Origin of the sequence: Segatella copri (assembly GCF_019249765.2) — a bacterium.
Taxonomy (GTDB): Bacteria; Bacteroidota; Bacteroidia; order Bacteroidales; family Bacteroidaceae; genus Prevotella; species Prevotella copri_K.
In genome coordinates, this window is the sequence record NZ_CP152484.1 from 1,380,060 (window position 1) to 1,401,778 (window position 21,719).

Annotated in this window: 20 protein-coding genes and 1 pseudogene; 4 read left to right on the forward strand and 17 right to left on the reverse strand. The window is 43.5% G+C overall.

Annotated elements, in window-relative coordinates; translation table 11 throughout:
• Positions 1 to 216 precede the first annotated feature (216 nt).
• From KUA46_RS06270 to KUA46_RS06295, 6 genes are all read right to left on the reverse strand, one after another.
• Positions 217 to 1,536, reverse strand: a complete 1,320-nt coding sequence (locus KUA46_RS06270) for a DEAD/DEAH box helicase (protein ID WP_218434313.1) — start codon at positions 1,534 to 1,536, stop codon at positions 217 to 219.
• Positions 1,537 to 1,633: 97 nt separating this feature from the next.
• A complete protein-coding gene (locus KUA46_RS06275; RefSeq protein WP_218487116.1) occupies positions 1,634 to 2,860 on the reverse strand; it encodes a tetratricopeptide repeat protein in 1,227 nt (408 codons plus the stop codon).
• 23 nt (positions 2,861 to 2,883) lie between these two features.
• Complete coding sequence (locus KUA46_RS06280) at positions 2,884 to 3,993, reverse strand: DUF6057 family protein (protein ID WP_118139437.1); 1,110 nt, start codon at positions 3,991 to 3,993, stop codon at positions 2,884 to 2,886.
• An 11-nt stretch (positions 3,994 to 4,004) separates the two neighbouring features.
• The gene (locus KUA46_RS06285) at positions 4,005 to 6,104 is read right to left on the reverse strand and encodes an alpha amylase C-terminal domain-containing protein (protein ID WP_218487117.1); all 2,100 of its coding nucleotides are present in this window, start codon (positions 6,102 to 6,104) and stop codon (positions 4,005 to 4,007) included.
• 62 nt (positions 6,105 to 6,166) lie between these two features.
• Positions 6,167 to 6,610, reverse strand: coding sequence for a YhcH/YjgK/YiaL family protein (locus tag KUA46_RS06290; protein WP_153118798.1), 444 nt, complete (start codon positions 6,608 to 6,610; stop codon positions 6,167 to 6,169).
• Positions 6,611 to 6,789: 179 nt separating this feature from the next.
• On the reverse strand, positions 6,790 to 7,869 hold the full coding sequence (locus KUA46_RS06295; RefSeq protein WP_118080022.1) for a phosphatidylinositol-4-phosphate 5-kinase: 1,080 nt from the start codon (positions 7,867 to 7,869) through the stop codon (positions 6,790 to 6,792).
• A 272-nt stretch (positions 7,870 to 8,141) separates the two neighbouring features.
• On the opposite strand from KUA46_RS06295, the gene KUA46_RS06300 reads away from it, so the two are divergent.
• A complete protein-coding gene (locus tag KUA46_RS06300; RefSeq protein ID WP_022121830.1) occupies positions 8,142 to 8,849 on the forward strand; it encodes a LytR/AlgR family response regulator transcription factor in 708 nt (235 codons plus the stop codon).
• 31 nt (positions 8,850 to 8,880) lie between these two features.
• On the opposite strand, the gene KUA46_RS06305 is transcribed toward KUA46_RS06300, so the two are convergent.
• Both KUA46_RS06305 and KUA46_RS06310 read right to left on the reverse strand, forming a co-directional pair.
• Positions 8,881 to 9,543 (reverse strand): HAD family hydrolase, encoded by a 663-nt coding sequence (locus tag KUA46_RS06305; RefSeq protein ID WP_228114345.1) that lies wholly within the window; start codon positions 9,541 to 9,543, stop codon positions 8,881 to 8,883.
• A 99-nt stretch (positions 9,544 to 9,642) separates the two neighbouring features.
• Positions 9,643 to 10,296 (reverse strand): annotated as a pseudogene (locus tag KUA46_RS06310) (carbohydrate-binding module family 20 domain-containing protein); the annotation flags it as partial.
• A gap of 191 nt (positions 10,297 to 10,487) precedes the next feature.
• On the opposite strand from KUA46_RS06310, the gene mltG reads away from it, so the two are divergent.
• The 3 genes from mltG (at position 10,488) to KUA46_RS06325 (ending at position 13,340) form a co-directional block, all read left to right on the forward strand.
• Entirely contained in the window at positions 10,488 to 11,540 is a 1,053-nt protein-coding gene (gene mltG / locus KUA46_RS06315) for an endolytic transglycosylase MltG (protein WP_022121832.1), read from the forward strand.
• Positions 11,541 to 11,690: 150 nt separating this feature from the next.
• On the forward strand, positions 11,691 to 11,963 hold the full coding sequence (locus KUA46_RS06320) for an ACT domain-containing protein (protein ID WP_006849014.1): 273 nt from the start codon (positions 11,691 to 11,693) through the stop codon (positions 11,961 to 11,963).
• Between the two features lie 12 nt (positions 11,964 to 11,975).
• Positions 11,976 to 13,340 carry a PFL family protein gene (locus KUA46_RS06325; protein WP_117693627.1) on the forward strand — a complete coding sequence of 455 codons (1,365 nt, stop codon included), beginning with the start codon at positions 11,976 to 11,978 and terminating at the stop codon, positions 13,338 to 13,340.
• Positions 13,341 to 13,630: 290 nt separating this feature from the next.
• Here the strand turns inward: KUA46_RS06325 and KUA46_RS06330 are convergent, their stop codons facing one another.
• From KUA46_RS06330 to KUA46_RS06370, 9 genes are all read right to left on the reverse strand, one after another.
• On the reverse strand, positions 13,631 to 15,118 hold the full coding sequence (locus KUA46_RS06330) for a xylulokinase (RefSeq protein WP_217745991.1): 1,488 nt from the start codon (positions 15,116 to 15,118) through the stop codon (positions 13,631 to 13,633).
• A 104-nt stretch (positions 15,119 to 15,222) separates the two neighbouring features.
• Positions 15,223 to 15,576, reverse strand: coding sequence for a hypothetical protein (locus tag KUA46_RS06335; protein ID WP_118152594.1), 354 nt, complete (start codon positions 15,574 to 15,576; stop codon positions 15,223 to 15,225).
• 106 nt (positions 15,577 to 15,682) lie between these two features.
• Positions 15,683 to 15,979, reverse strand: coding sequence for a winged helix-turn-helix domain-containing protein (locus KUA46_RS06340; protein WP_022121836.1), 297 nt, complete (start codon positions 15,977 to 15,979; stop codon positions 15,683 to 15,685).
• Positions 15,980 to 16,248: 269 nt separating this feature from the next.
• Complete coding sequence (aspS, locus tag KUA46_RS06345) at positions 16,249 to 18,009, reverse strand: aspartate--tRNA ligase (protein ID WP_117693621.1); 1,761 nt, start codon at positions 18,007 to 18,009, stop codon at positions 16,249 to 16,251.
• Positions 18,010 to 18,180: 171 nt separating this feature from the next.
• Positions 18,181 to 18,630: a hypothetical protein gene (locus KUA46_RS06350; protein ID WP_117586734.1), complete on the reverse strand. Its 450-nt coding sequence runs from the start codon at positions 18,628 to 18,630 to the stop codon at positions 18,181 to 18,183.
• 50 nt (positions 18,631 to 18,680) lie between these two features.
• Positions 18,681 to 19,079 (reverse strand): hypothetical protein, encoded by a 399-nt coding sequence (locus KUA46_RS06355; protein WP_153081592.1) that lies wholly within the window; start codon positions 19,077 to 19,079, stop codon positions 18,681 to 18,683.
• A gap of 48 nt (positions 19,080 to 19,127) precedes the next feature.
• The gene (locus KUA46_RS06360) at positions 19,128 to 19,670 is read right to left on the reverse strand and encodes an RNA polymerase sigma factor (RefSeq protein WP_118085821.1); all 543 of its coding nucleotides are present in this window, start codon (positions 19,668 to 19,670) and stop codon (positions 19,128 to 19,130) included.
• A gap of 20 nt (positions 19,671 to 19,690) precedes the next feature.
• Positions 19,691 to 21,151: a L,D-transpeptidase family protein gene (locus tag KUA46_RS06365; RefSeq protein WP_334649968.1), complete on the reverse strand. Its 1,461-nt coding sequence runs from the start codon at positions 21,149 to 21,151 to the stop codon at positions 19,691 to 19,693.
• 114 nt (positions 21,152 to 21,265) lie between these two features.
• The gene (locus KUA46_RS06370) at positions 21,266 to 21,583 is read right to left on the reverse strand and encodes a T9SS type A sorting domain-containing protein (protein WP_006849004.1); all 318 of its coding nucleotides are present in this window, start codon (positions 21,581 to 21,583) and stop codon (positions 21,266 to 21,268) included.
• Positions 21,584 to 21,719 lie beyond the last annotated feature (136 nt).

The following is a 21,719-nucleotide window of genomic DNA, read 5'->3' on the forward strand; positions in this document are numbered from 1 at the left end:
ATATAGGATACATAGTAAACCTTTGGATTGTATTTACGACTGCGAAATTACACTTTTTATTTGAAACTACCAAACTTTTCTGCACATTTTTAGCGTTTTGCGCAGATTTCTTTCATTTTGTTAGTCATTTTAGTATAATAACTGCATATTTATGTCTATTTTTACATTTATTATACATTAGCAAGCAACAGAGAAAAGATAATAGCAGTTTGTCAACTACCTTACCTCTTCCACTATCGTTTTGACGCCTTTTATCTTTTCGCCCTTTACATTATTCAGTACGCTGCGCAACTTCGTTCGGGAAATGGCAGCATAAGCATAACGGTCATTAACATCAATCTTACCGATTTCAGCCGACTGCAGCCCACCCTTCTTGCAAAGGAAGCCTAAGATGTCACCCTTACTGATTTTATCCTTTTTGCCTTTACCTATATATATAGTAGCCATCTTAGGTTTGGCTGGCGCAGGAAGCTGATCAGCAACGGGCATCTCATAATTCTCAATCTTTGCATCCACATATTCCGGAATATGCTCTTCAGGACCTAACAGGAAGAAAGCCTTTCCCTGGGCTTCCCATCGTGCCGTACGTCCTACACGATGGATATAACCATCTTCGCTCTCCGGCATGTGATAATGGATAATATTATCTATATCAGGAATATCAAGTCCGCGCGAAGCCAGATCCGTACTCACCAGGATATTAGCACTACCGTTGCTGAAACGATAGAGAGAAGCCTCGCGTTCCTTCTGTTCCAATCCACCATGGAAGAAAGAAGTTGAAAATCCCTGCTCCACCAAATATTTATTGGTGCGCTCCACACTGTCGCGATAATTGAGGAATACAATGGTACTCTGATCGCCTAAACTGCGTAGCAAAAGTGCCAGGCTCTCCAGTTTATCCTTTACCGGACTTTCCACCTTATATATATGTACACGGTCAGGAACCTGATCTTCATCCACACGGTAATCTATCTTTTCTACCCTACCCATGTGTACGAAATGAGGAATTTCCTCTGCCTCGGTAGCAGAAAGCAGGAAATGTCGACGCAAGCCAGGCAAAGACTTGATCAGTCGGTTCATTTCGTCCTGAAAACCCATCTCCAGACACTTGTCAAACTCATCAATAATCAGGTATTTGATGTGATATGGAGAAAGATTTCCCTTATCCAGATGATCATTGAGACGACCTGGAGTTCCAAATACGATCTGAGGACGAACCTGTTTCATCACGCGATGCTCATCCATCGTAGCACGACCACCATAGCAAGCCATCGCACGCAAACCGCTGCCCATATTCTTCAATACGTTAGCCGACTGCAAAGCGAGTTCCCGACCAGGAGTTACCACCACCGCCTGTGCCTCGTCATCAGTAGCATCTATAAGTTGGGTAAGAGGCAAAAGATAAGCCAGTGTCTTGCCACTACCTGTTGGCGAAAGTATCACCACATCCTTGCTCCCGTGCAAGATTGCCTGCATGGAATCCTGCTGCATATCATTGAGCTCAATGCCCAGTTTATCTAAAATTCTGTCTATCATAAATTTCTAATAATCAATTTCTAAAGAGAAGTATTCTTTTATTAAAGAGAAGTTTTCTTTTCAAGAGAAGCTTTCATAAATTCCTCATCATGAGGCATTATTTCTTTTTCTGATTGAGAAGTTTGTCTATCTCATCAAACTCCTTACCCATGTTCAGGTTCAGATAGATGGTATATAGCGGCAAAGCCCACTGGTCCTGCATATCAGGCGCCATCGTTCTGTACTTCTGCAGATAAGGCATCGCACTCTTGTAAAGTCCGTCTATCTCCTGATGAGTTTTGCGGGATTGCTGCGAATTCTTATCCATTTCAACCGCCTGATTGAAATAAGCCAAACCTATATTATAATAAGCACCAGCCAAAGAATCGTTCACGGCAAGTGCCTTTTTGCTCACTTCGATGCATTGCTTGAAATCACCCATATTCAGGAGAATGGTTCCCTTGGTAAAGAGATAGATATCATTGTCGGGAGCTATCGCCAGCGCCTTATCTGCTACGGCGAGTGCAGAATCGAGTTGGTTTTTCTGCGAATAATACTCTACCAGACGCGGGAAGAAGAACGGGAATTTCGGATCCCGCTCAAAACCTTCCTTCAAGGTCGAGAGATAGCGCGCAGTATCCTTCTCCAGTTTATAAGTCTCTGCCAGATACTGTAACATATAGTTATAATGAGCCGTATCTTTCAGCGCCTCATAAGAATGATGAAGCGTAGCTTTGGTATCTTTCATCTTATATCCGGCATATACAGCCCAATAAGCTGCCGAAGAAAGATATTTGTCTTTCTGGACATACTTATAAGATTGGAACATCGGAGCTGTACTGCACTCTATGTACTGGTCAAAGAACTGATAAGCCTCCTTGTATTTCTGCTTCCTGATAAACCAGGTTCCTCCGTTATAGAGGTTCGGACGTATCCTGTTCAAATATTCAGAATGAGACTTACGGAAATCAAACTCACATTTTCCTTTCTTGTTAGGAATCATCTCAACGGAATCAAGTCCTTGGGCTATAACGAAGAGCTGTCGGGTTGCATTGAAGAGTTGGGCTGTATCATACGCCTGTTTGAGGTAGAGTTTCTCATTACCCTGTTCATACTGCTTCTTCACAGCATCGAAGAGAATATTCCAAATTTTCTTGTTATTCCGGTTGGCAGAATCCGTCAGGAGTTTACGCATACTGGATTCGGCTTTCGCCAAATCCTTGCCCGCCTTTACCAGATCTTTGGCTGCAGAAATCTCCTTCTTCTGTGCCTGCAACCCTAATGGCGCCAACAGAAGAAAAGCTATCTGTAAAACCCATAAGTTTCTGAATATCTGCATTTTCATATTAATCTCCTAAATTAAAACTTTCATTTATTTCCATACTCATAATAATACCAGTAGGTATTTCCATAAGTATCCCGAAGAGCATTCTGCTTTTCTGTCTCATTAGCATATTTGTGATCCATCTGCTGGAAATCCTCAAAGTCTGTATCCATCACATTATCGTGATAAACGATACTTGGATTACTGCGGCGATGCGTATAAAGAACCAACGCTTCCTTATAATGAACAGGCAGTTTGCCCGAAGTTACTTTATAATGTTTCTGCACCTCTGCTACGAACTTGTCTAGTTGCTTGTCCAGCAAGAGTGCACAAAGCTGATAGTCAACAGGCAGACGATACTTGAGATGATGTTTAACCATCCATGCCGAAGGTTTCTGCATCCATTTTGGCGCCTTCCACATCATAGCCTTCACGGTTACGCTATCCGGCATCATCGCCTTACTTCCACCTACCAGCGGATAAGTAAAGAGACGGCTGCCCAGCTCGCCTGTTTCGTTGAGACAGGCTATACGGAGCATCGTCAGCGAAGAATCTGTTTTCAGAGATTTTTCACCTACTTCCAAAGCTTTTTCATACTGTTTTTCTTTCATCAGATGTTCCATGCGCATACGTTCATGAAACAGCCGATCATTGCTAGCAACAAAGTTGACAAGCAATATCATCACCAGCATCTGGAGCAAATTCACCCACATATAGCGGGAGAACCAGCCGTTGCTGTGAGGCTCTGTTTCTATCGGCTCCAACTGGCGGGCTATCCATATCAATCCGCCCCATAGAATCAGACAGAGTGGCAGGATAATCCACCACGCCCCCAGCGAATGATAACGGTCGATATCAACGGGGATATCGGTAATCATCGTCAGGATGAGGAACGAAGGGAAATAAGTAAGCCCGTGGAAACGGCGTTTCACACGGGTTACCGCGTACACTCCCACTTGCAGCAGATAGAGTACGAGCGTGATAAGCAGTGGAGCCAGCGTGTAACTGTAGTTGGTCAAACCGCCTGAGAAAACATGCTGAGCCACAGCCAGTACGTCTGCCTGGTAAAATGCCAGGTAGACGTAGGTAAATGTGATAAAGATGATAGCACAGGCGATTTGCATCTTCGCAGTACTACTCCTTTTATTTTTCATAAATCAATCTATTAATTTTTCTTCAGCACCAAAGCTGTACGAGCTGGCAGATAAAGTTTCAGCCACTCCTTACGGTCTTTCACATAAAGTGGATCGTAATTAGTCAGATGCGTCATCGTGTCATCATTCAAGCCATTACCGCCGAAATCCTTGCTGTCAGAATCAAGCACTACGCTGTAGGAACCGGTTGGAACCAGGAAGCCATAGTCGGTGAAAGAGCGGGTTGGCGAGAAGTTAAACACGAAGAGCAGATCGCCACGCATAAAGGCGAGAACCTGATCGCCATCATTATGCCAGATTTCTACAACTGGTGTCTTGTTAAAATTCTTTTCGCTTGTAATCGTCTTGAGCATTTCTCGGTCGAAATCTCCAAGATAGTGGTAGCAGAGTTCATGATTATCTACCAGATTCCACTGCCTGCGGGCGTATTTATGGCTCCAGCCATTACCCTCGCGAGGGAAATCAATCCACTCTGGGTGACCGAACTCATTACCCATGAAGTTGAGATAACCGCCATTGATTGTAGAGGCGGTAACCAGACGGATCATCTTATGCAGAGCAATACCACGATGAGCCATTTCGTTTTCATCGCCCTTCTTGAAATGCCAGTACATATCGGCATCAATCAGACGGAAGATGATGGTTTTATCGCCCACCAATGCCTGGTCATGACTCTCACAATAAGAGATGGTTTTCTCATCCGAACGGCGGTTCTTTACCTCCCAGAAGATGCTGGATGGTTTCCAGTCTTCATCCTTCAGTTCCTTGATGGTCTTGATCCAATAATCTGGAATATTCATCGCCATGCGATAATCGAAACCATAACCGCCATCCTCAAACTTGGCTGCCAGTCCCGGCATTCCGCTCACCTCTTCGGCAATCGTAATGGCATGCTTGTTAACCTCATGAATCAGACAGTTGGCAAGGGTAAGATAGCAGATGGCATTATCATCCTCATGACCATTGAAATAATCGCCGTAGTTGCAGAATGCCTCACCCAAGCCATGACTGTAATAGAGCATGGATGTTACACCGTCAAAACGGAAACCGTCGAAATGGAACTCATTGAGCCAATACTTGCAGTTGCTCAGCAGGAAGTGGATGACTTCATCCTTTCCATAGTCGAAGCAGAGACTGTCCCAAGCCGGATGCTCATGACGGTCGCCAGGATAGAAATACTGGTTAGGATCGCCAGCGAGATTACCCAGTCCTTCCACCTCATTCTTTACGGCATGAGAGTGAACGATGTCCATGATGACGGCAATACCATTCTGGTGAGCTGTATCAATGAGATCCTTCAACTCTTCAGGAGTTCCGAAGCGGCTACTTGCAGCAAAGAAACTGCTTACATGATAGCCGAAGGAGCCATAATAAGGATGCTCCTGGATAGCCATAATCTGAATGCAGTTATAACCATCCTTGATGATACGTGGCAACACATTCTCCTTAAATTCTGTGTAACTGCCAACCTTCTCAGCATCCTGTGCCATACCGATATGGCATTCATAGATGAGCAGAGGTGCCACATTTGGTCTGAAGGTTTTCTTCTTCCATTTATATGGTTCCGGATTCCAAACCTGAGCAGAGAAAATCTTAGTCTGGTCGTCCTGTACTACGCGCTGTGCCCATGCTGGAATACGCTCGCCTTCACCACCTTCCCAATGAACTTTCATCTTGAAGAGATCGCCATGTTTCATCGCTTTCTCCGGAAGTTTGAGTTCCCAGTTACCGGTATTCTTTATTCTTTTGGCACGATACTTTTCGGTTTCCTGCCAGTTGTTGAAGTCACCTATCAGATAGATGTCTGTAGCATTAGGTGCCCACTCACGGAACACCCATCCACGGGCAGTCTTATGCAGTCCGAAATACTCGTATCCATTGGCAAAATCGCTCAATGTCTGTTTGCCGTTATTAGTCAGCTGACCGAGTTTCCAGAGTGCATGGTCGTGTCGGCCCTTGATGGCATTCTCATAGTCTGCCAGATATGGGTCGTTCTTCACGAGTCCGATATGCTTTACCACAGCCTTCGCTGCCTTTTTTGCAACTGTTTTCTTTGCAGTTGCCTTTTTAGTTGCAGCCTTCTGGGCTGTAGTTTTCTTTTCTGTTGCCATATATCATGATTTTAGATGGTTACTCTATATTATTCTTTAATTTTATCTTGAAGATTTCTTATTTAATTCTTAATCTTGAAGATAGCCTTGTGGATATCACCACTACCGATGCATGGCTGATGACCATCTTGTGGCCAGAAGATAGCAAACTGACCTGGCTTGCAGGTAACGAGCGTCTGCGCTTTCACACCAGGATACTTGGTTACATCCTTAGCCTCGTTATATTCCACTTCAGGAAGATCAGCAAGAGGAGTATAGCCATAAGTCTCCTCGTTGTCAAGAGGAATCTGAATATCAATCATCTTGCGATGTGTTTCAAGAACAGCATCTTCCTCGCTTTTTCCGTGAGCTGTCGTTATGTTAACAAAGAGGTTACTCTCCTTGATAAAATGCTTACCGTCCTCCAATTTAGAGAGGTCATTTTCCTTGATAAACTTCACGACATCAGCGAAGAGCGGATTGAGAGAAACGTATTTCTCCAGATTGTCTAAAGTATCTACTACCATAATTCTAGTTTAAGCTTTGAGATTTGAACATTTACTTTTAACTTTGAGATTTGAAAACAGAACATTGAACATTCAATATTCAAGATTATAATATGTTCTTTTTCTCATTATTTAAAATATAAAGGTTCTCTATCTCGTTATTTATAATTTCTTTGTATTTTTCTAATTTTCTGAAGAGATTAGTCTTCAAATCGTTTGCCGTTTTCGTAGGCTCCCTTGGCTGTAACCTGTCCGTTGCGGTCTTTTTCTACAAATCTTCCGTCACGCACATCGTTACGGTAGGTTCCTTCGAAACGCTTACCGTTTTTATCTTCTTCTATGCAAGGTCCCTGGCGCTTACCTTTGTGATAGGCACCCTTGAATCTTCTGCCATCAGCATAATGAATCACGACATTACCATCAACCAGACCGTTCTTGAACTCACCTTCAAACACGTCGCCGTTCTTCTTGGTCAGTTTGCCCCTGCCGTTCTGCAGATCATCCTTCCAGTCGCCTACATAGATATCGCCATTCTTCCAGATGAAGGTACCCTGACCGGTACGCAGGCCATCCTTAAACTGTCCGTTATACTTGGCGCCCTTTGCAGAGCGGAAGATGCCTATACCCGTGCGTTCTCCCTGCACATAATCGCCTTCATAAATGTCGCCATTATGAAATTTATAGATACCCTTTCCGTCCTGGATATCATCCTTCCAGTCGCCGATATACACATCGCCATCAGCATATTTGAAAGTACCTTTTCCTGAGCGCTGGTTGTCTAGCCACTGACCGTCATAAGTAGTTCCGTCTCCCCAGTTGAAGAAGCCGTTTCCATTCTTCATATCGTTCATCCACTGGCCTTTATACTGTGCGCCATTGGCATAAGTATAAACGCCGCGTCCCTGACGCTTGTCCTTATACCAGTCGCCGTCATATTTATCACCATTATAATAGAACATGACGCCATGACCATGCTGGTAATCGCGGAACCAGAGGCCTACATATTTGTTGTTGTTCTGGAAATAGTAGGTACCCTTACCATGCTGCTGGTCCTGCATCCACTGTCCCTCATACTTTTCGCCATCACTGAAGGTATAAACGCCATAACCTTCGCGCTTACCTTTCATATAAGAGCCTTCGTAGGTATCCCCATTCTTATAGATGGTAGTACCTTTTCCCTGCGGCTTTCCGCTCACCATTTCGCCTTTAAACTGACCTCCGTCACGGGTGATGCAAGAGCCTAGCGAAATCTTCTGGGCTGAGGCATCAACCGATGCCATAGCCAAAGCCAAGGCAAGGAAAAAACACTTGCTCCGACAGGACAATTTGGTATGTTGTTTCTTATTGTATTTCATATTCTACAGTTATAGTCTGACTTATCAATCTCCAAAATTACGGTTTTTTCCTCAAATAGCCAAATAGATTAAACAAATTTAAGGTAAAATCATGAAAATAGATTTTTATCTGAAAAAATCTGCAGCTTGACACAATAAACAAACACAATTTTCGTTTTTACGGAAATCGAGAATAAAATCACTAAAACAGTAAAATTATGATTTTAAATTGCGCCATCATAGATGAAGATCCGGAAGCTTTGCAACTCCTGGAACAGTATATAGAGAAAACTCCGACCCTGCATTTGATCGGAGCCTACAAAAGTGCGATAGATGCTGTAGACGGCATCCATCACAACCATCTCGACATACTTTTTCTCGCCATCCACATGCAGCAGATCAGCGGTCTGGAATTTGCAAAGGTTGTACCCAAGAACGTGAAGATTGTCTTCACCACCGCATTCAAGGAGTATGCCATCGAAGCCTACAAAGTGAATGCATTCGACTATCTGCTCAAGCCCATCACCTACGATGATTTTATGGGATCATGCCAGAAAGTCTTCGAAAGCTACATGCAGGACGATAACTACAACCCTATCAAGCGCGACGGTTTTCTGGTGGTAAAACGAGATTACAAATGCGTAAGAATCCCGATAGATGATATTCTGTTTGTTGACTGCGACAAAGACTACATCCGTTTCCATCTTGAGGGCAGGCCTAACATCAGAACCCTGGGCAACCTCAAACAGTTGGAAGAAAGGCTGCCAAGAGAGAAATTCAAGCGTGTACACCGTTCGTTCCTTGCCAACATGACAAAGTTCGATACGGTAGACCAGCAGCACATTACCTATGGCGACCAGAGCATTCCGATATCAGAAACCTACTTTGAATTTATCAAGAAATATCTGGAAGACCATTCTCTATGATGGTCTTCCAGATAGTTCTATCCTACCTTTCTTATAATATCTGCAAGGGTGATGATACCAGGATAGAAGCTCCATGCGCCAACAGAAAATCGTGATCTCTGAACCCCCACAGCACTGAGATACAAGGCATTCCGCTGTTCTTCGCCGTCATCACATCCACATCGCTGTCGCCGATATAAACCGCCCTGTCTCTATCCGCATGCAGCTGTCGCAAGGCTTCGTTTACGGTATCTGGAGCCGGTTTTTTCTTGATATTCTCCCGCTCTCCTATCGCCACATCTACCAGATCGCCGAAGAAATGGCGGCAGATTTCCTGGGTAGCTGCATAAAACTTGTTGCTTACCACCGCAATGTTCTTTCCTCTGTTTTTCAGTTCCTCCAGCATCTCCATCACGTCCGGATAAGGTTTCGTATTATCCATATTGTGCACCATATAATGCTGGCGGAAATCCTGCAGGGTTTTCTCAAACTTCTCATTCTCCAATCCTCCCGGCACGGCACGTTCCATCAGTTTCTTCACCCCGTTTCCTACAAACATGCGTACCTCCTCCAGCGTACGTTCAGGCATCCCGTTCAGCTTCAGCGCATAATTGCAGCTTGCAGCCAGGTCGTGGAGAGAAGAAATCAGGGTTCCGTCAAGATCGAAGATATAGGTATCGAAATTGAACTGGGCATGAACCGGAACCCTCTTGATGCGGAACTCACCGCCGTGTAGCACATAAACATCCTGATGGTATACACGGATTTCACCCTGAGGAGTTCCCTGTCCACCAGCCTGTTCATTACCCGAAATGCCAAAGATTCTGTTATCCCCAAATTCCCATCTCTTCAGTTTCTGGGTCTGTGCATCAATCACCACATATTTATATTCTATCGGCTCATCGATAGCCTGCACATTCACAGATATTTCCCAGTCCTTGCCATGATTGTTCTGCATCTTCAGGAAATGAGCAGGATTCCATTTGCCCAGCGTAGGATGATTTCCCAACAGAGCTACAGCCTCACCCTCATAGAGTTTCGGGGCATGAATCTTGAAGATGATAGTACGGTCGAAGAGAGGCAGACGCGCTGGCTTGACATCAGTAAACTTTACCTGCTGCAATACGAAGGCATTTTTTTCCACGTAAGGATTATCCTCCTCCAGCCAATAGTCCTGGAAATAGAAATTCTTACTCTCATCAAAAACATATTGGCGGGCAGAAGCGAGCGATTCCCTACGCAGCACCTTTCCCTCAGCATCTTTCACGCAGTAGCAGTAAGCCACAGCTACGAAAGGATGATGGCGGTTCTGCCTTGACGCCATTTCCACCTCCCAGAGATAACCGTCCCGGGTGGTCATCGGCAAGTCCATCGTATCTTGATAGCCGTCAGCGGCGGCAAAAGTTAATTCTACATGCAGGGCATGACCCCACTTGGCAGCATACGCTATAGAAAACTTCATTTTCATAATCCTTTTATAATAATGTGCCCGAAAGCACCGATACACATGTTGATTCTCAATGTCAAGTGCAAAGGTAACAAAAAAGCAGACACAACGGATAAAGAAAGATGACAATTAACCTATTTTAAATTCCTATACTTTGCTATTTCCTATTTTTACTGTACTTTTGCACCCGAAAAATAACAAACAAGAAGAATATGAAAAAGAAAAAATCATTTTCTAAGCTCTATCTGTATGGTGCTATAGGCTGCATCGCAGTCATCGCCATCGTGGGCTACATCTACTGTTTCTCTTCCTTCTCGAAGAGCAGCAACACCGAGTATGTTTACATCGACAGCGATGATAACATCGACTCTGTATACAACAAGCTCCGCCCATTTGCCAAGAGCATTCCGTTCCAGGCATTCAAGACCCTGACTCTCCATTCCGGCTATGCCGATCATATCCGCACCGGCAGATACGCCATTGCTCCGGGCGATGGTGCCCTCAAGACATGGCGCCACATGAAGAACGGTTTGCAGGAACCGGTTAGCCTAACCATCCCTTCGGTCCGCACGCTCGACAAACTCTCTGATGAGATTGGCAAGAAGATGATGTTTGGCAGCAACGACCTCTACCATGCCCTGCGCGACGAGAGCGTCTGTCAGAAATACGGTTACGATACTGCCACCATCGCCTGCATGTTCGTACCTAACACCTACGATCTCTACTGGAACATCTCGGTAGATAAATTTCTGGAGCGCATGAAGAAAGAAAGCGACAAGTTCTGGAACTTTGAGCGTACCGAAAAGGCAAAGGCTATGAAGCTGACACCGGTGGAGATCATCACCCTTGCCAGCATCGTGGACGAAGAAACAGCCAACAACGGCGAGAAACCGATGATAGCCGGCATGTATTATAACCGCCTGATGCTTCGCAATGCCGAATATCCAGAGGGAATGCCATTGCAGGCCGATCCTACCATTAAATATGCCTGGCAGCGATTCGACCTCAAGCGCATCTACAACAACCTCCTGTCTATCAAGAGCCCGTATAATACCTACAAGAACCCAGGTTTGCCACCGGGGCCTATCCGTATTCCGAGCGTAGCAGGTATCGATGCCGTCCTCAACCATGTGCATCACGATTACCTCTACATGTGTGCCAAGGAGGATTTCAGCGGCACTCATAATTTTGCCCGCACTTACGATGAGCACCTGCAGAATGCAGCCAAATATTCTAAGGCACTCAACGAAAGAGGTATCAAGTAAGATAAGGAAACAAGAAAGGTAAAAATGAGTCAGAAAACTTGCAAAACGTTAGTGATTTTACAAGTTTTCTGACTTTTTATTTGGTAGTCTAACAAAATAGTTGTAAATTTGCAGCCGAAAACTTACCAATTTAAAATAAGGAATAAATACATGAACAGAACGATTATTACAGTAGTGGGCAAGGATACCGTTGGTATCATCGCCAAGGTATGTACCTATTTGGCAGAGAACAGTATCAACATCTTGGATATCTCTCAGACCATCGTACAGGAGTATTTCAACATGATGATGATCGTAGACATGGGCAAGATGCAGAAAACTTTCGAGGAAGTAGCCGATGAACTCACCAATGTTGGTAAGGCTATGGGCGTGCAGATCAAATGCCAGCGCGAGGAAATTTTCAATATGATGCACAGAATTTAAAAAGCAAACAATATGATCAATATATCTGAGGTTATCGAAACCAATAAGATGATAGAGCAGGAGAATTTCGATGTGCGTACCATCACCATGGGTATCAACCTTTTGGATTGCGCATCTACCGATCTCGATGAGCTCTGTCAGAACATTCATAATAAGATTACACGTCTGGCAAAGAACCTGGTGAAGACCGGCGAAGAAATCTCCAAGGAGTTTGGTGTGCCTATCGTCAACAAGCGTATCTCCATCACTCCTATCTCGCTGGTAGGCGGTTCTGCCTGCAAGACTACCGACGATTACGTGAAGATTGCCAAGACCCTCGACCAGTGTGCCAAGGAGCTCGGTGTCAACTTCCTGGGCGGCTATTCTGCCATCGTAAGCAAGGGTATGAGCAAGAGCGATGAGCTCCTTATCCGTTCTATCCCTCAGGCGATGGCACAGACCGATTTCGTCTGCAGCTCAGTCAATGTGGGTTCTACCAAGACCGGTATCAACATGGACGCCGTCCGACTGATGGGCGAAATCGTAAAGGATACAGCCGAGGCAACCAAGGACAGAGGTTCTCTGGGTTGCGCCAAACTCGTTGTTCTCTGCAATGCGCCAGACGACAATCCGTTCATGGCTGGTGCCTTCCATGGTGTTTCTGAGGCCGATGCGGTAGTGAGTGTCGGTGTCAGCGGTCCTGGCGTTGTAAAATATGCATTGGAGAAGGTAAAGGGCGAAAGCTTCGAGGTTCTTTGCGAAACCATCAAGCGCACCGCTTTCAAGATTACCCGTGTAGGTCAGTTGGTAGCCAAGGAGGCTTCACGCCGTCTGAACGTACCTTTCGGCATCATCGACCTTTCATTGGCTCCTACCCCAGCAATCGGTGATAGTGTAGCCGATATTCTCGAGCTCATCGGTCTTGAGCATGCCGGTGCTCCTGGTACCACAGCAGCTCTTGCACTCCTGAACGACCAAGTTAAGAAGGGCGGTATCATGGCTTCTTCTTATGTAGGTGGTTTGAGCGGTGCCTTCATCCCTGTCAGCGAAGACCAGGGTATGATCAACGCTGTAGAGGCTGGTGCGCTGACCATCGAGAAGCTTGAGGCGATGACTTGTGTCTGCTCAGTAGGTTTGGATATGATTGCCATCCCTGGCGATACTCCAGCCACCACCATTTCCGGTGTCATTGCCGACGAGGCTGCCATCGGTATGGTTAACCAGAAGACTACTGCCGTACGTATCATCCCAGTTGTGGGCATGAAGGTAGGCGACAATGTAGATTTTGGCGGTTTGCTCGGTCATGCTCCAATCATGCCTGTAAACCCATTCAGTTGCGAGGCATTCGTAAACCGTGCCGGTCGTATTCCGGCTCCAATCCACAGTTTCAAGAATTAAACTGTTTTGATTCAAAATACCAATCCCCCATCCTGCTTTCTCAAGCGGGCTGGGGGATTTTTTCATTGTATAATCACTTATCTATCTTCTAAAGCGGTTCATCATGGCAAAACATAGGTGGATAGATACTCAGAAACATCAACTACAGATATTTAAATCCAATCCTTAAATAAGACGGAAGCTCCCCCAAAAGTCAAAAGAATCGGGAAAAAGAAAAATAAAGGGTGAGACTTCTCCCACCCTTTATCTGATATTATAAAAAAAGTTTGTCTAAAGTAAATTACAAACGTTTAAAGTTTTTTCAGCTCTTCTTTCCATGCAGAATAAGCCTCGAGATAAGCAGAACGGTTAGCCTCATCAGGGTCTATGACTGCAAGTTTCTTCAATGAAGCAAAAGCCTCATTATGATCCTTATAGATACCGGCACCAATACCAGCACCCTTAGCAGCACCTGCACTACCATCTGTCTCATAAAGTTCGATAGTAGCACCACTCACACCCGCCAAGGTATCTCGGAACAACGGACTGAGGAACATATTAGCCTTACCTGCATGAATATTCTTAATATCCATACCCATCTGCTGCATGATTTCCATTCCATAGCAGAAACTGAAGACGATACCCTCTTGTGCTGCACGAACAATATGAGCACGATTATGCTTATTAAAGCTGATGCCACGAATAGAACAACCAACTTCCTTATTCTCTAATACACGCTCAGCTCCATTACCAAATGGGATAATCTTAACACCATCACTACCTATTGGCACAGAAGCTGCAAGATCATTCATATCCGCATAGCTTACATCTGGAGTGATATTTCGATGAACCCACGCATTCAAGATACCAGTTCCATTGATACACAACAATACACCAAGACGGTCAAGGTCTGTAGTATAATTAGCATGAGCAAAAGTATTGACACGGCTCTTTGGATCATAGTTAACATCACCCAATACACCATATACAACTCCTGATGTACCTGCCGTACTTGCAATTTCACCCGGATTGAACACATTCAGACTCACAGCATTATTTGGCTGGTCACCCGCACGATAAGATATTGGTGTACCTTCTTTCAGACCAAGTTCTTCAGCTGCTGCTTTACTTACTACACTCTGTACAGAGAATGTAGAAACAATATCAGCCAGAATGCTTTCATCGAAGCCAAAGTAATCAAGCAGGAATTTAGCAGGCTTTTTCTGGTTGAAGTCCCACATCATACCTTCAGAAAGGCCACTGATAGTAGTCTTAACTTCACCTGAAAGTTTCATTGCCAGATAATCACCAGGAAGCATAATCTTATCAATTTTATCAAACAGTTCCGGTTCATTATCCTTTACCCAAGCAAGTTTAGATGCAGTAAAGTTTCCAGGAGAATTGAGCAGATTACGCAAGCAGAAGTCCTCACCTAAATCATGAAAAGCCTTCTCGCCATAAGGTACGGCACGAGAGTCGCACCAGATGATACTAGGACGCAAAACTTGCTGATTCTTATCAACACAAACCAAGCCATGCATCTGGTACGAGATACCAATTGCAAGGATATCTTCACCCTTGGCACCAGATTCTGCCATGATTTTCTTAAGCGCCAACTTAGCATTATCCCACCACATCTGAGGATCCTGCTCTGCCCAACCAGTCTTTACAGCCATAATGGGTGCTTCATGATCCGGATAGAATGCAGAAGCTACGATTTCTCCATTGTCAACATCAGTAAGCGAAGCCTTTACAGAACTTGAGCCTACGTCAAAACCTAATAAATATCTACTAGCCATAGTTTATTCGTTTATATGTTTATTGTTTAACTTTTATCAGTTATTATAAAGTCTACATATATTATACGAACATACTACAACATTCCCCTCATAAAAAAAATAATTTAGAACATATTCTCATCAAAAAGACTTTGAGGAGCACTATCGTCAGCCTTGTCCTCCCCTTCATTACTATTTTCTAATACAGAAGAAGAAAAATTAAGCATCAGTTGCTGTACGGCCTTTGAATCAAAATTAACATGATATACACCATACCCCTTACCTTTTTCTATAAGCGATTGTGGGTCTTTAGCGCATCTGGTGAGATATTGTGTAACATAGCTATGAACATCCTTGTAATTCAGAGGTGTAAAAATCGAATTACAGGAATTATATACATGACGAGCTATTTTTTCTACTTTCAACCCTTTTGCACCCGCAGCCAAAAGAACATTGAATATCTCCTGATCAAGTTTCATATAATAATCATAACATTCGTCCTCTTTCAAGAGAGAAGACAGAAAAAGAAAAAACCGCGGTTACTCACTTACAAGCAACCGCGGCTCTTTGAAAAATAAACCTTATTTAAGCGAGAGCAACCTTGTTGTCCTCATCCTTAATCTTACCCTCTTTGAAGAGCCAACCGATACCAAGGATTACATCCTCTGTACTAATCTTAGCAGCCTTAGCAATTTCTGCTACTGTGAGAGCTTTTTCTGAAGCTGCCAATGCCTGATATACATCACCAGCTCTAAAACCTGCGTTCTCTGCGTTCAAGTAAAGAACGTCCTTCTTTGCTGCAGGAGCCTTCTTTGCTACTGGAGCCTTCTTTGCTGCTGGCTTCTTTGCAGCAGTCTTAGTTGTCGCTTTCTTTTCTACCATGTTTTAAGAATTTTATGATTCTATTGAGCCTCATTTCGTCAGCTCAACCTTAATATCTGCTGCAAATTTATAACTTTTATTTCGAAATAGTGTTAGAAAAATAGAAAAAACTACTACTTATAAACAAAAGTGCTGCATTTCTTGATTTACGTCAAGAAGCGCAGCACTTTATTTACTAAAAATCAATTACTTATTATAAATCATTGATTTTTTCTCAAGGCATTTTACGCATACTCTTTTATGGAGTGAATACCTTCGTTTCTCTATTTTTATTCAGCCTTCAAATCAAGTTTGATTTCCAATTCATCCAACTGCTTAGGGTCAAGTTCAGAAGGAGCATCGAGCATAACATCTCGACCTGAGTTGTTCTTTGGGAAGGCAATACAATCGCGAATACTGTCGAGACCAGCCAAAATGCTGACAAAACGGTCCAAACCGAAAGCAAGACCTGCGTGAGGTGGTGCGCCATACTTGAAAGCGTTCATCAAGAAACCGAACTGAGCCTCAGCACGCTCTGGAGTAAAGCCGAGAACCTCGAACATCTTCTCCTGCAACTGAGTATCATGGATACGGAGAGAACCTCCACCTACTTCGATACCATTGCAAACAAAGTCGTATGCCTTGGCACGAACCTGCTCAGGATGCTCATCGAGCAATGGGATATCATCAGGATTTGGCATAGTGAATGGATGGTGCGTAGCCATCAGGCGCTGCTCCTCATCGCTCCACTCAAAGAGAGGGAAGTCAATAATCCAAAGACACTTGAATACGTTCTTATCACGAAGACCAAGACGATCACCCATTTCCAAACGCAAAGAGCAAAGCTGAATGCGTGTCTTGTTAGCATTATCACCGCTCAAAATCAAAACGAGGTCACCATCCTTGGCTCCCATTACGGTCTTGATTTCTGCAAGTTCCTCTGGAGAATAGAACTTATCTATGCTACTCTTTACGGTACCATCAGCATTATACTTGATATATACCAATCCTTTGGCACCGACCTGAGGACGCTTAACAAAATCGGTCAATTCGTTCAACTGCTTACGGCTATAATCAGCACAACCTGGAACACAGATACCGCCAATATACTTAGCCTCATCGAATACAGAGAAATTACCCTTACCTGTGAAAGCATCTTTCAACTCAACAAATTCCATACCGAAGCGCAAGTCTGGCTTATCACTACCGAAACGGCGCATAGCATCGTGCCAGGTCATCTGCTCCAACTTAGGAAGTTCTACACCACGAATCTCCTTAAACAAATGGCGAGCCATTTCCTCGAAAAGGTTGATGACATCATCCTGATCAACAAAACTCATTTCACAGTCAATCTGTGTAAACTCTGGCTGACGGTCAGCACGAAGATCCTCATCACGGAAGCACTTGGCAATTTGGAAATAGCGGTCGAAGCCAGCAACCATCAAGAGCTGCTTTAAAGTCTGAGGACTCTGTGGAAGAGCGTAGAACTGACCTGGATTCATACGGGAAGGAACAACAAAGTCGCGTGCTCCCTCTGGTGTACTACCAATAAGAATAGGAGTTTCAACCTCCATGAAGTTCTGTGCATCGAGGAAGTTACGAATCAAGATGCACATACGATGACGCAACTCCAGATTTTTGCGCACTGCAGGACGACGCAAATCAAGATAACGATACTTCATACGAATATCATCACCACCATCAGTATTATCTTCGATAGTGAAAGGAGGGGTCTGGCTCTGAGAGAGGACATTGAGTTCCTTCACCAGGATTTCGATGTCACCAGTATCCATTTTAGGATTCTTGCTCTGTCGTTCACTTACTACACCCTTTATTTGAATGCAGAATTCACGACCTAGCTTGTTAGCTGCATCACACAAGTCTTTGTTATCAGCCTCGTTGAAGACCAACTGTGTGATACCATAACGGTCGCGCAAATCGACGAATGTCATACCACCCATCTTTCTTGAGCGCTGTACCCAACCGGCAAGTGTCACTTCCTTGCCGGCATCAGAGAGACGTAACTCTCCACACGTATTACTTCTGTACATACCTTATTATATTATATTATTATTTTCCAAAGTGCAAAAGTACAACAAATAACGGAAAGGACAAAATAAAATCGCGAAAATATTATTAAAAATATCTTCGCGACCCTATTAATGTGACCAAAAGTCACATAAATACATATTAAATAGTTTTATCTCTACTTTTTTAGAGATTTATTTCTTCATCCGCCTGAATGCCTGCCGATGGAACCGTTCCTCTGCCTTGATGACACTGAACACCTTATTAGGTGGCAAGATGGTCATAAATCTAGAATGATACTCTTGCTGCAACTGTTTCAGCTGAATATCCAACTCATCCTGTCTTCTGATAGCTTCGGCACATGCCTCATTATCATTCGGATTCACATGACGGAATCGGCGCATTTCATCGAATATCATACGCATTTTCTTACCCATCTGTCTATATACCGGGAAGAATTTAGCAGCTTCTCTCGGAGTAAGACAGGCATTAGTCGTAATAAACTGTTCTAGTTCTGCCTGAAACCTTTTAGGATCAAATCCATCATGATGTTTTCTACCCTGAGGCTGTGAAGCAAGTGAAACCAGGCTAATCATCAGCATAGCTAAAAGCGCAAGAAACCTATGTTGCATTATCTTTCTCATACCTTATCTTTTTTTAATCTTTATCTGTAGACAAAAAGAAATACCAACCATTAATTTTCTGCAATCAGCGATGCATAGATAGTTTCATTATCCATCATCGTATAATCGGCCATCTCATTAAAAGTAGCATCTTCATTATTATTCACAGCAGCTTTCTGAACTATATGGTCCACATGTGCCATAGCAGGCTTACTGCTTCCCGTATATTTCAGCGCCAGTACCGAACCACCTCCCATCACAGCCAAAACAGCAACAGCCGCCGCAATCTTTCGAATCGGCATACGCTGCCATAAGCTAGGCTGCATGTGAATGATGCGGGGTTCCTGCTCCGGCAAATTTGCCATCACCCTATCCGTCAGCTGGTCGAAATAACCAGCCGGCACCTGGAAATGGTTTTTCTTACCAAAACGGCTATTCAATATATTGTCTTCTTTTAACATATTCCTCATTCCTTTCTTTTATACTTTATTAAATAGACGAAAACTAACCGAAAAGGTTTAATCCTTACGATTGAAAAAAACAATTATTTTTTTCACAGCAAGATGATAGGAAGCTTTCAGAGCGCCTTCGCTTGTTGACAGCACCTTGCTCATCTCTGAATATTTCATATTATCATAATATTTTAGAGTGAAAACTGTGCGCTGTACATCGGGCAGTTGGGCTACAGCCTCTTGCAATTCTGCCTGAATCTGGTCTCCATCAAAATAGTCATCGGCAAGAAGACGTGAAGCCAAGCCCGGCTCGTCTTCGGTACTGACATTTACCATCTGCTTCTTGCGTCTCAAGAAATCAAGCGCTTCGTTAATTGCTATACGGTAAAGCCATGTTGAGAGCGAAGACTTTCCCTGAAACGAATCGAGATTGGTCCAAGCCTTAACAAAGGCATTCTGCAACACATCATCAGCATCATCATGATCTAAAACAATATGGCGAACCTTCCAATACAACGGCTCGCTATACTGACTTACCAGTACAGCAAAGCCTTCGCGTTGGGTCTTAGGATCCCTAATCATCGCCAAGAGTTCTTTATCGTTTATCATTGCTTTTACAAATGTGTTGTTTATAGATATTTTCTCAACATATCGAATATTACCGCATCAAATCCATACACATCAGAATATTCAGCTATTCTGCCTCCTGCTAACGGATAGAGTGTATAATAGGTTATGAAGAGAGGAACTTGAGGATTAACCTTTACGTTATTCACAACAAGTTTTTTATTGGCTAGCGAATCTGCTGTCATCGAATAGTATATCTTTTCCTTCAGTTTCTCGTTTTTGTCAGCCAATAGAAAGACTGCGAAATCGTATGGTTTTTCTATTCTGATACATCCATGCGATACTCCTCTATCCTCTTGTCCAAACACGCCCTTACTGTTAGTATCATGCAGGAAGACCGAGAAATTATTATCAAAACGGAAGATGATTCTTCCCAGAGCATTCCCCTTTCCGCCCCGCTGGGCGATGCCATAAGCACCAGAAATAAGCATAGATCGAGTTACTCTGTTTAAGTCAACCTCCTTACCTGTTGCCACTTCCCTTACATAGTAGTTACGCGCGCGAAAGTAGCCATGATTCCCCACCCGGTGTATCATATCATGGAGAACGATACTACGGGGAACAAACCATTGAGGATTCAACTCCATACGTTTGATATGACTGTTCAATATCGGGGTTTTGGTTTTACTGGCTCCACATCCTATGCGCATCGAGAGCGTATCCTGATGATCAATAGCCATCAGATGGAACGATGGTATATTGACAACCACATATTTTTCGTGTTGCCAGGGATTATCATACTGTCTCCAGCGGCAACGTTCCATGTTGCAGAGAATTTTGATTCTCATCGCCTTGCCCAGTCCTCCAGCCTTCAATTTCTCCAGCAGTTGATAATAGAAAGGATTCTTAGGCTGTACTTCTTTCAGGAAGGAAGCCACCGAGTCGCATCTAACCATTTGCATAGCCTTCTGATAGAACGCATCATCTGCATGAGCCATTTTTACATCAAACAGACCTCTGAACCTAACGGGTCTATTGCTACTATCATAAGGATTGGGAGCAAGAGTATCTAAACGATTGAAAACAAAACTAGGATTCATAAATCCAAAATTCTGCCCCATCGTATATCTGAAGTAAGCTTTGGTCAAGCGATACTCCAGTCGGGCTATCACTTGATTTATCTGATTATCAGCTGAATCTAGATTTAAATCTCGTAACCTATCAATATCTCGGGCAATAGCATCCACATAGAACCGACGTTTATCAAATCCCATATCCGCTACAGTACGCAGGCAAGTCACCAGGGAGTCAGCCTGACTATTTACCCCATGACGTGTAATCCAAAGCAGATTACCTTCATTCTGATAATAGCGACGGGTATGCAAATCAGCAGCATGTCGGTCTTTATCATTTCGCATGATGCTGTCTATCAGATTCCTTACCGCCCTCGAATTGATAGCATAGGCAGAAGAACGTAAGTCCTGATAATCATCTAACGATAATTGGAAATTGCTGTTTGGCACCCTGTCGTGGCAAGAACAGAACATCAAACAGCAAGAAATGATAAGTAACGAAAAATGAAAGACTTTTACTTTCTGATTAAAGTAAAACGGCATTCTAAGGCCTCTATAATACTATTAATGCTTTACGCAAATTTTGCGCGTAAAGGTATTTCCCACCTTTACAATATAGATACCATCAGCCAATGGCAAGTTTACGCGCTTGTCATTACCTTCTATGCGGAAGGTCTTGATAGTAACACCTGCCACATTATATATTCTCACCACTTGCCCGCTAGCGCCTGTGATATGCATCACGCCCCCAGCATAGTTCAAGTTGATATCTGCCACATCAAGGTCTGCCCATTCTATGTTTCCCTCGTTGGCCATAGCATCCGAAGGAACAGAAAGTGCTAACATTGCAATTGTCAATATTGAAAGTAAAGTCCGTTTCATATATTTTCAAGTTTCGTTAAACCAATAGTTCTTTCTGCAAAGATATATAAAAAAAAGGAAACTTACCGTCTTCCCGACGATAAGTTTCCCAAAAATTAGCTTTTTTAACCTTTCAGAGGAAAAAAGTAACTACTCA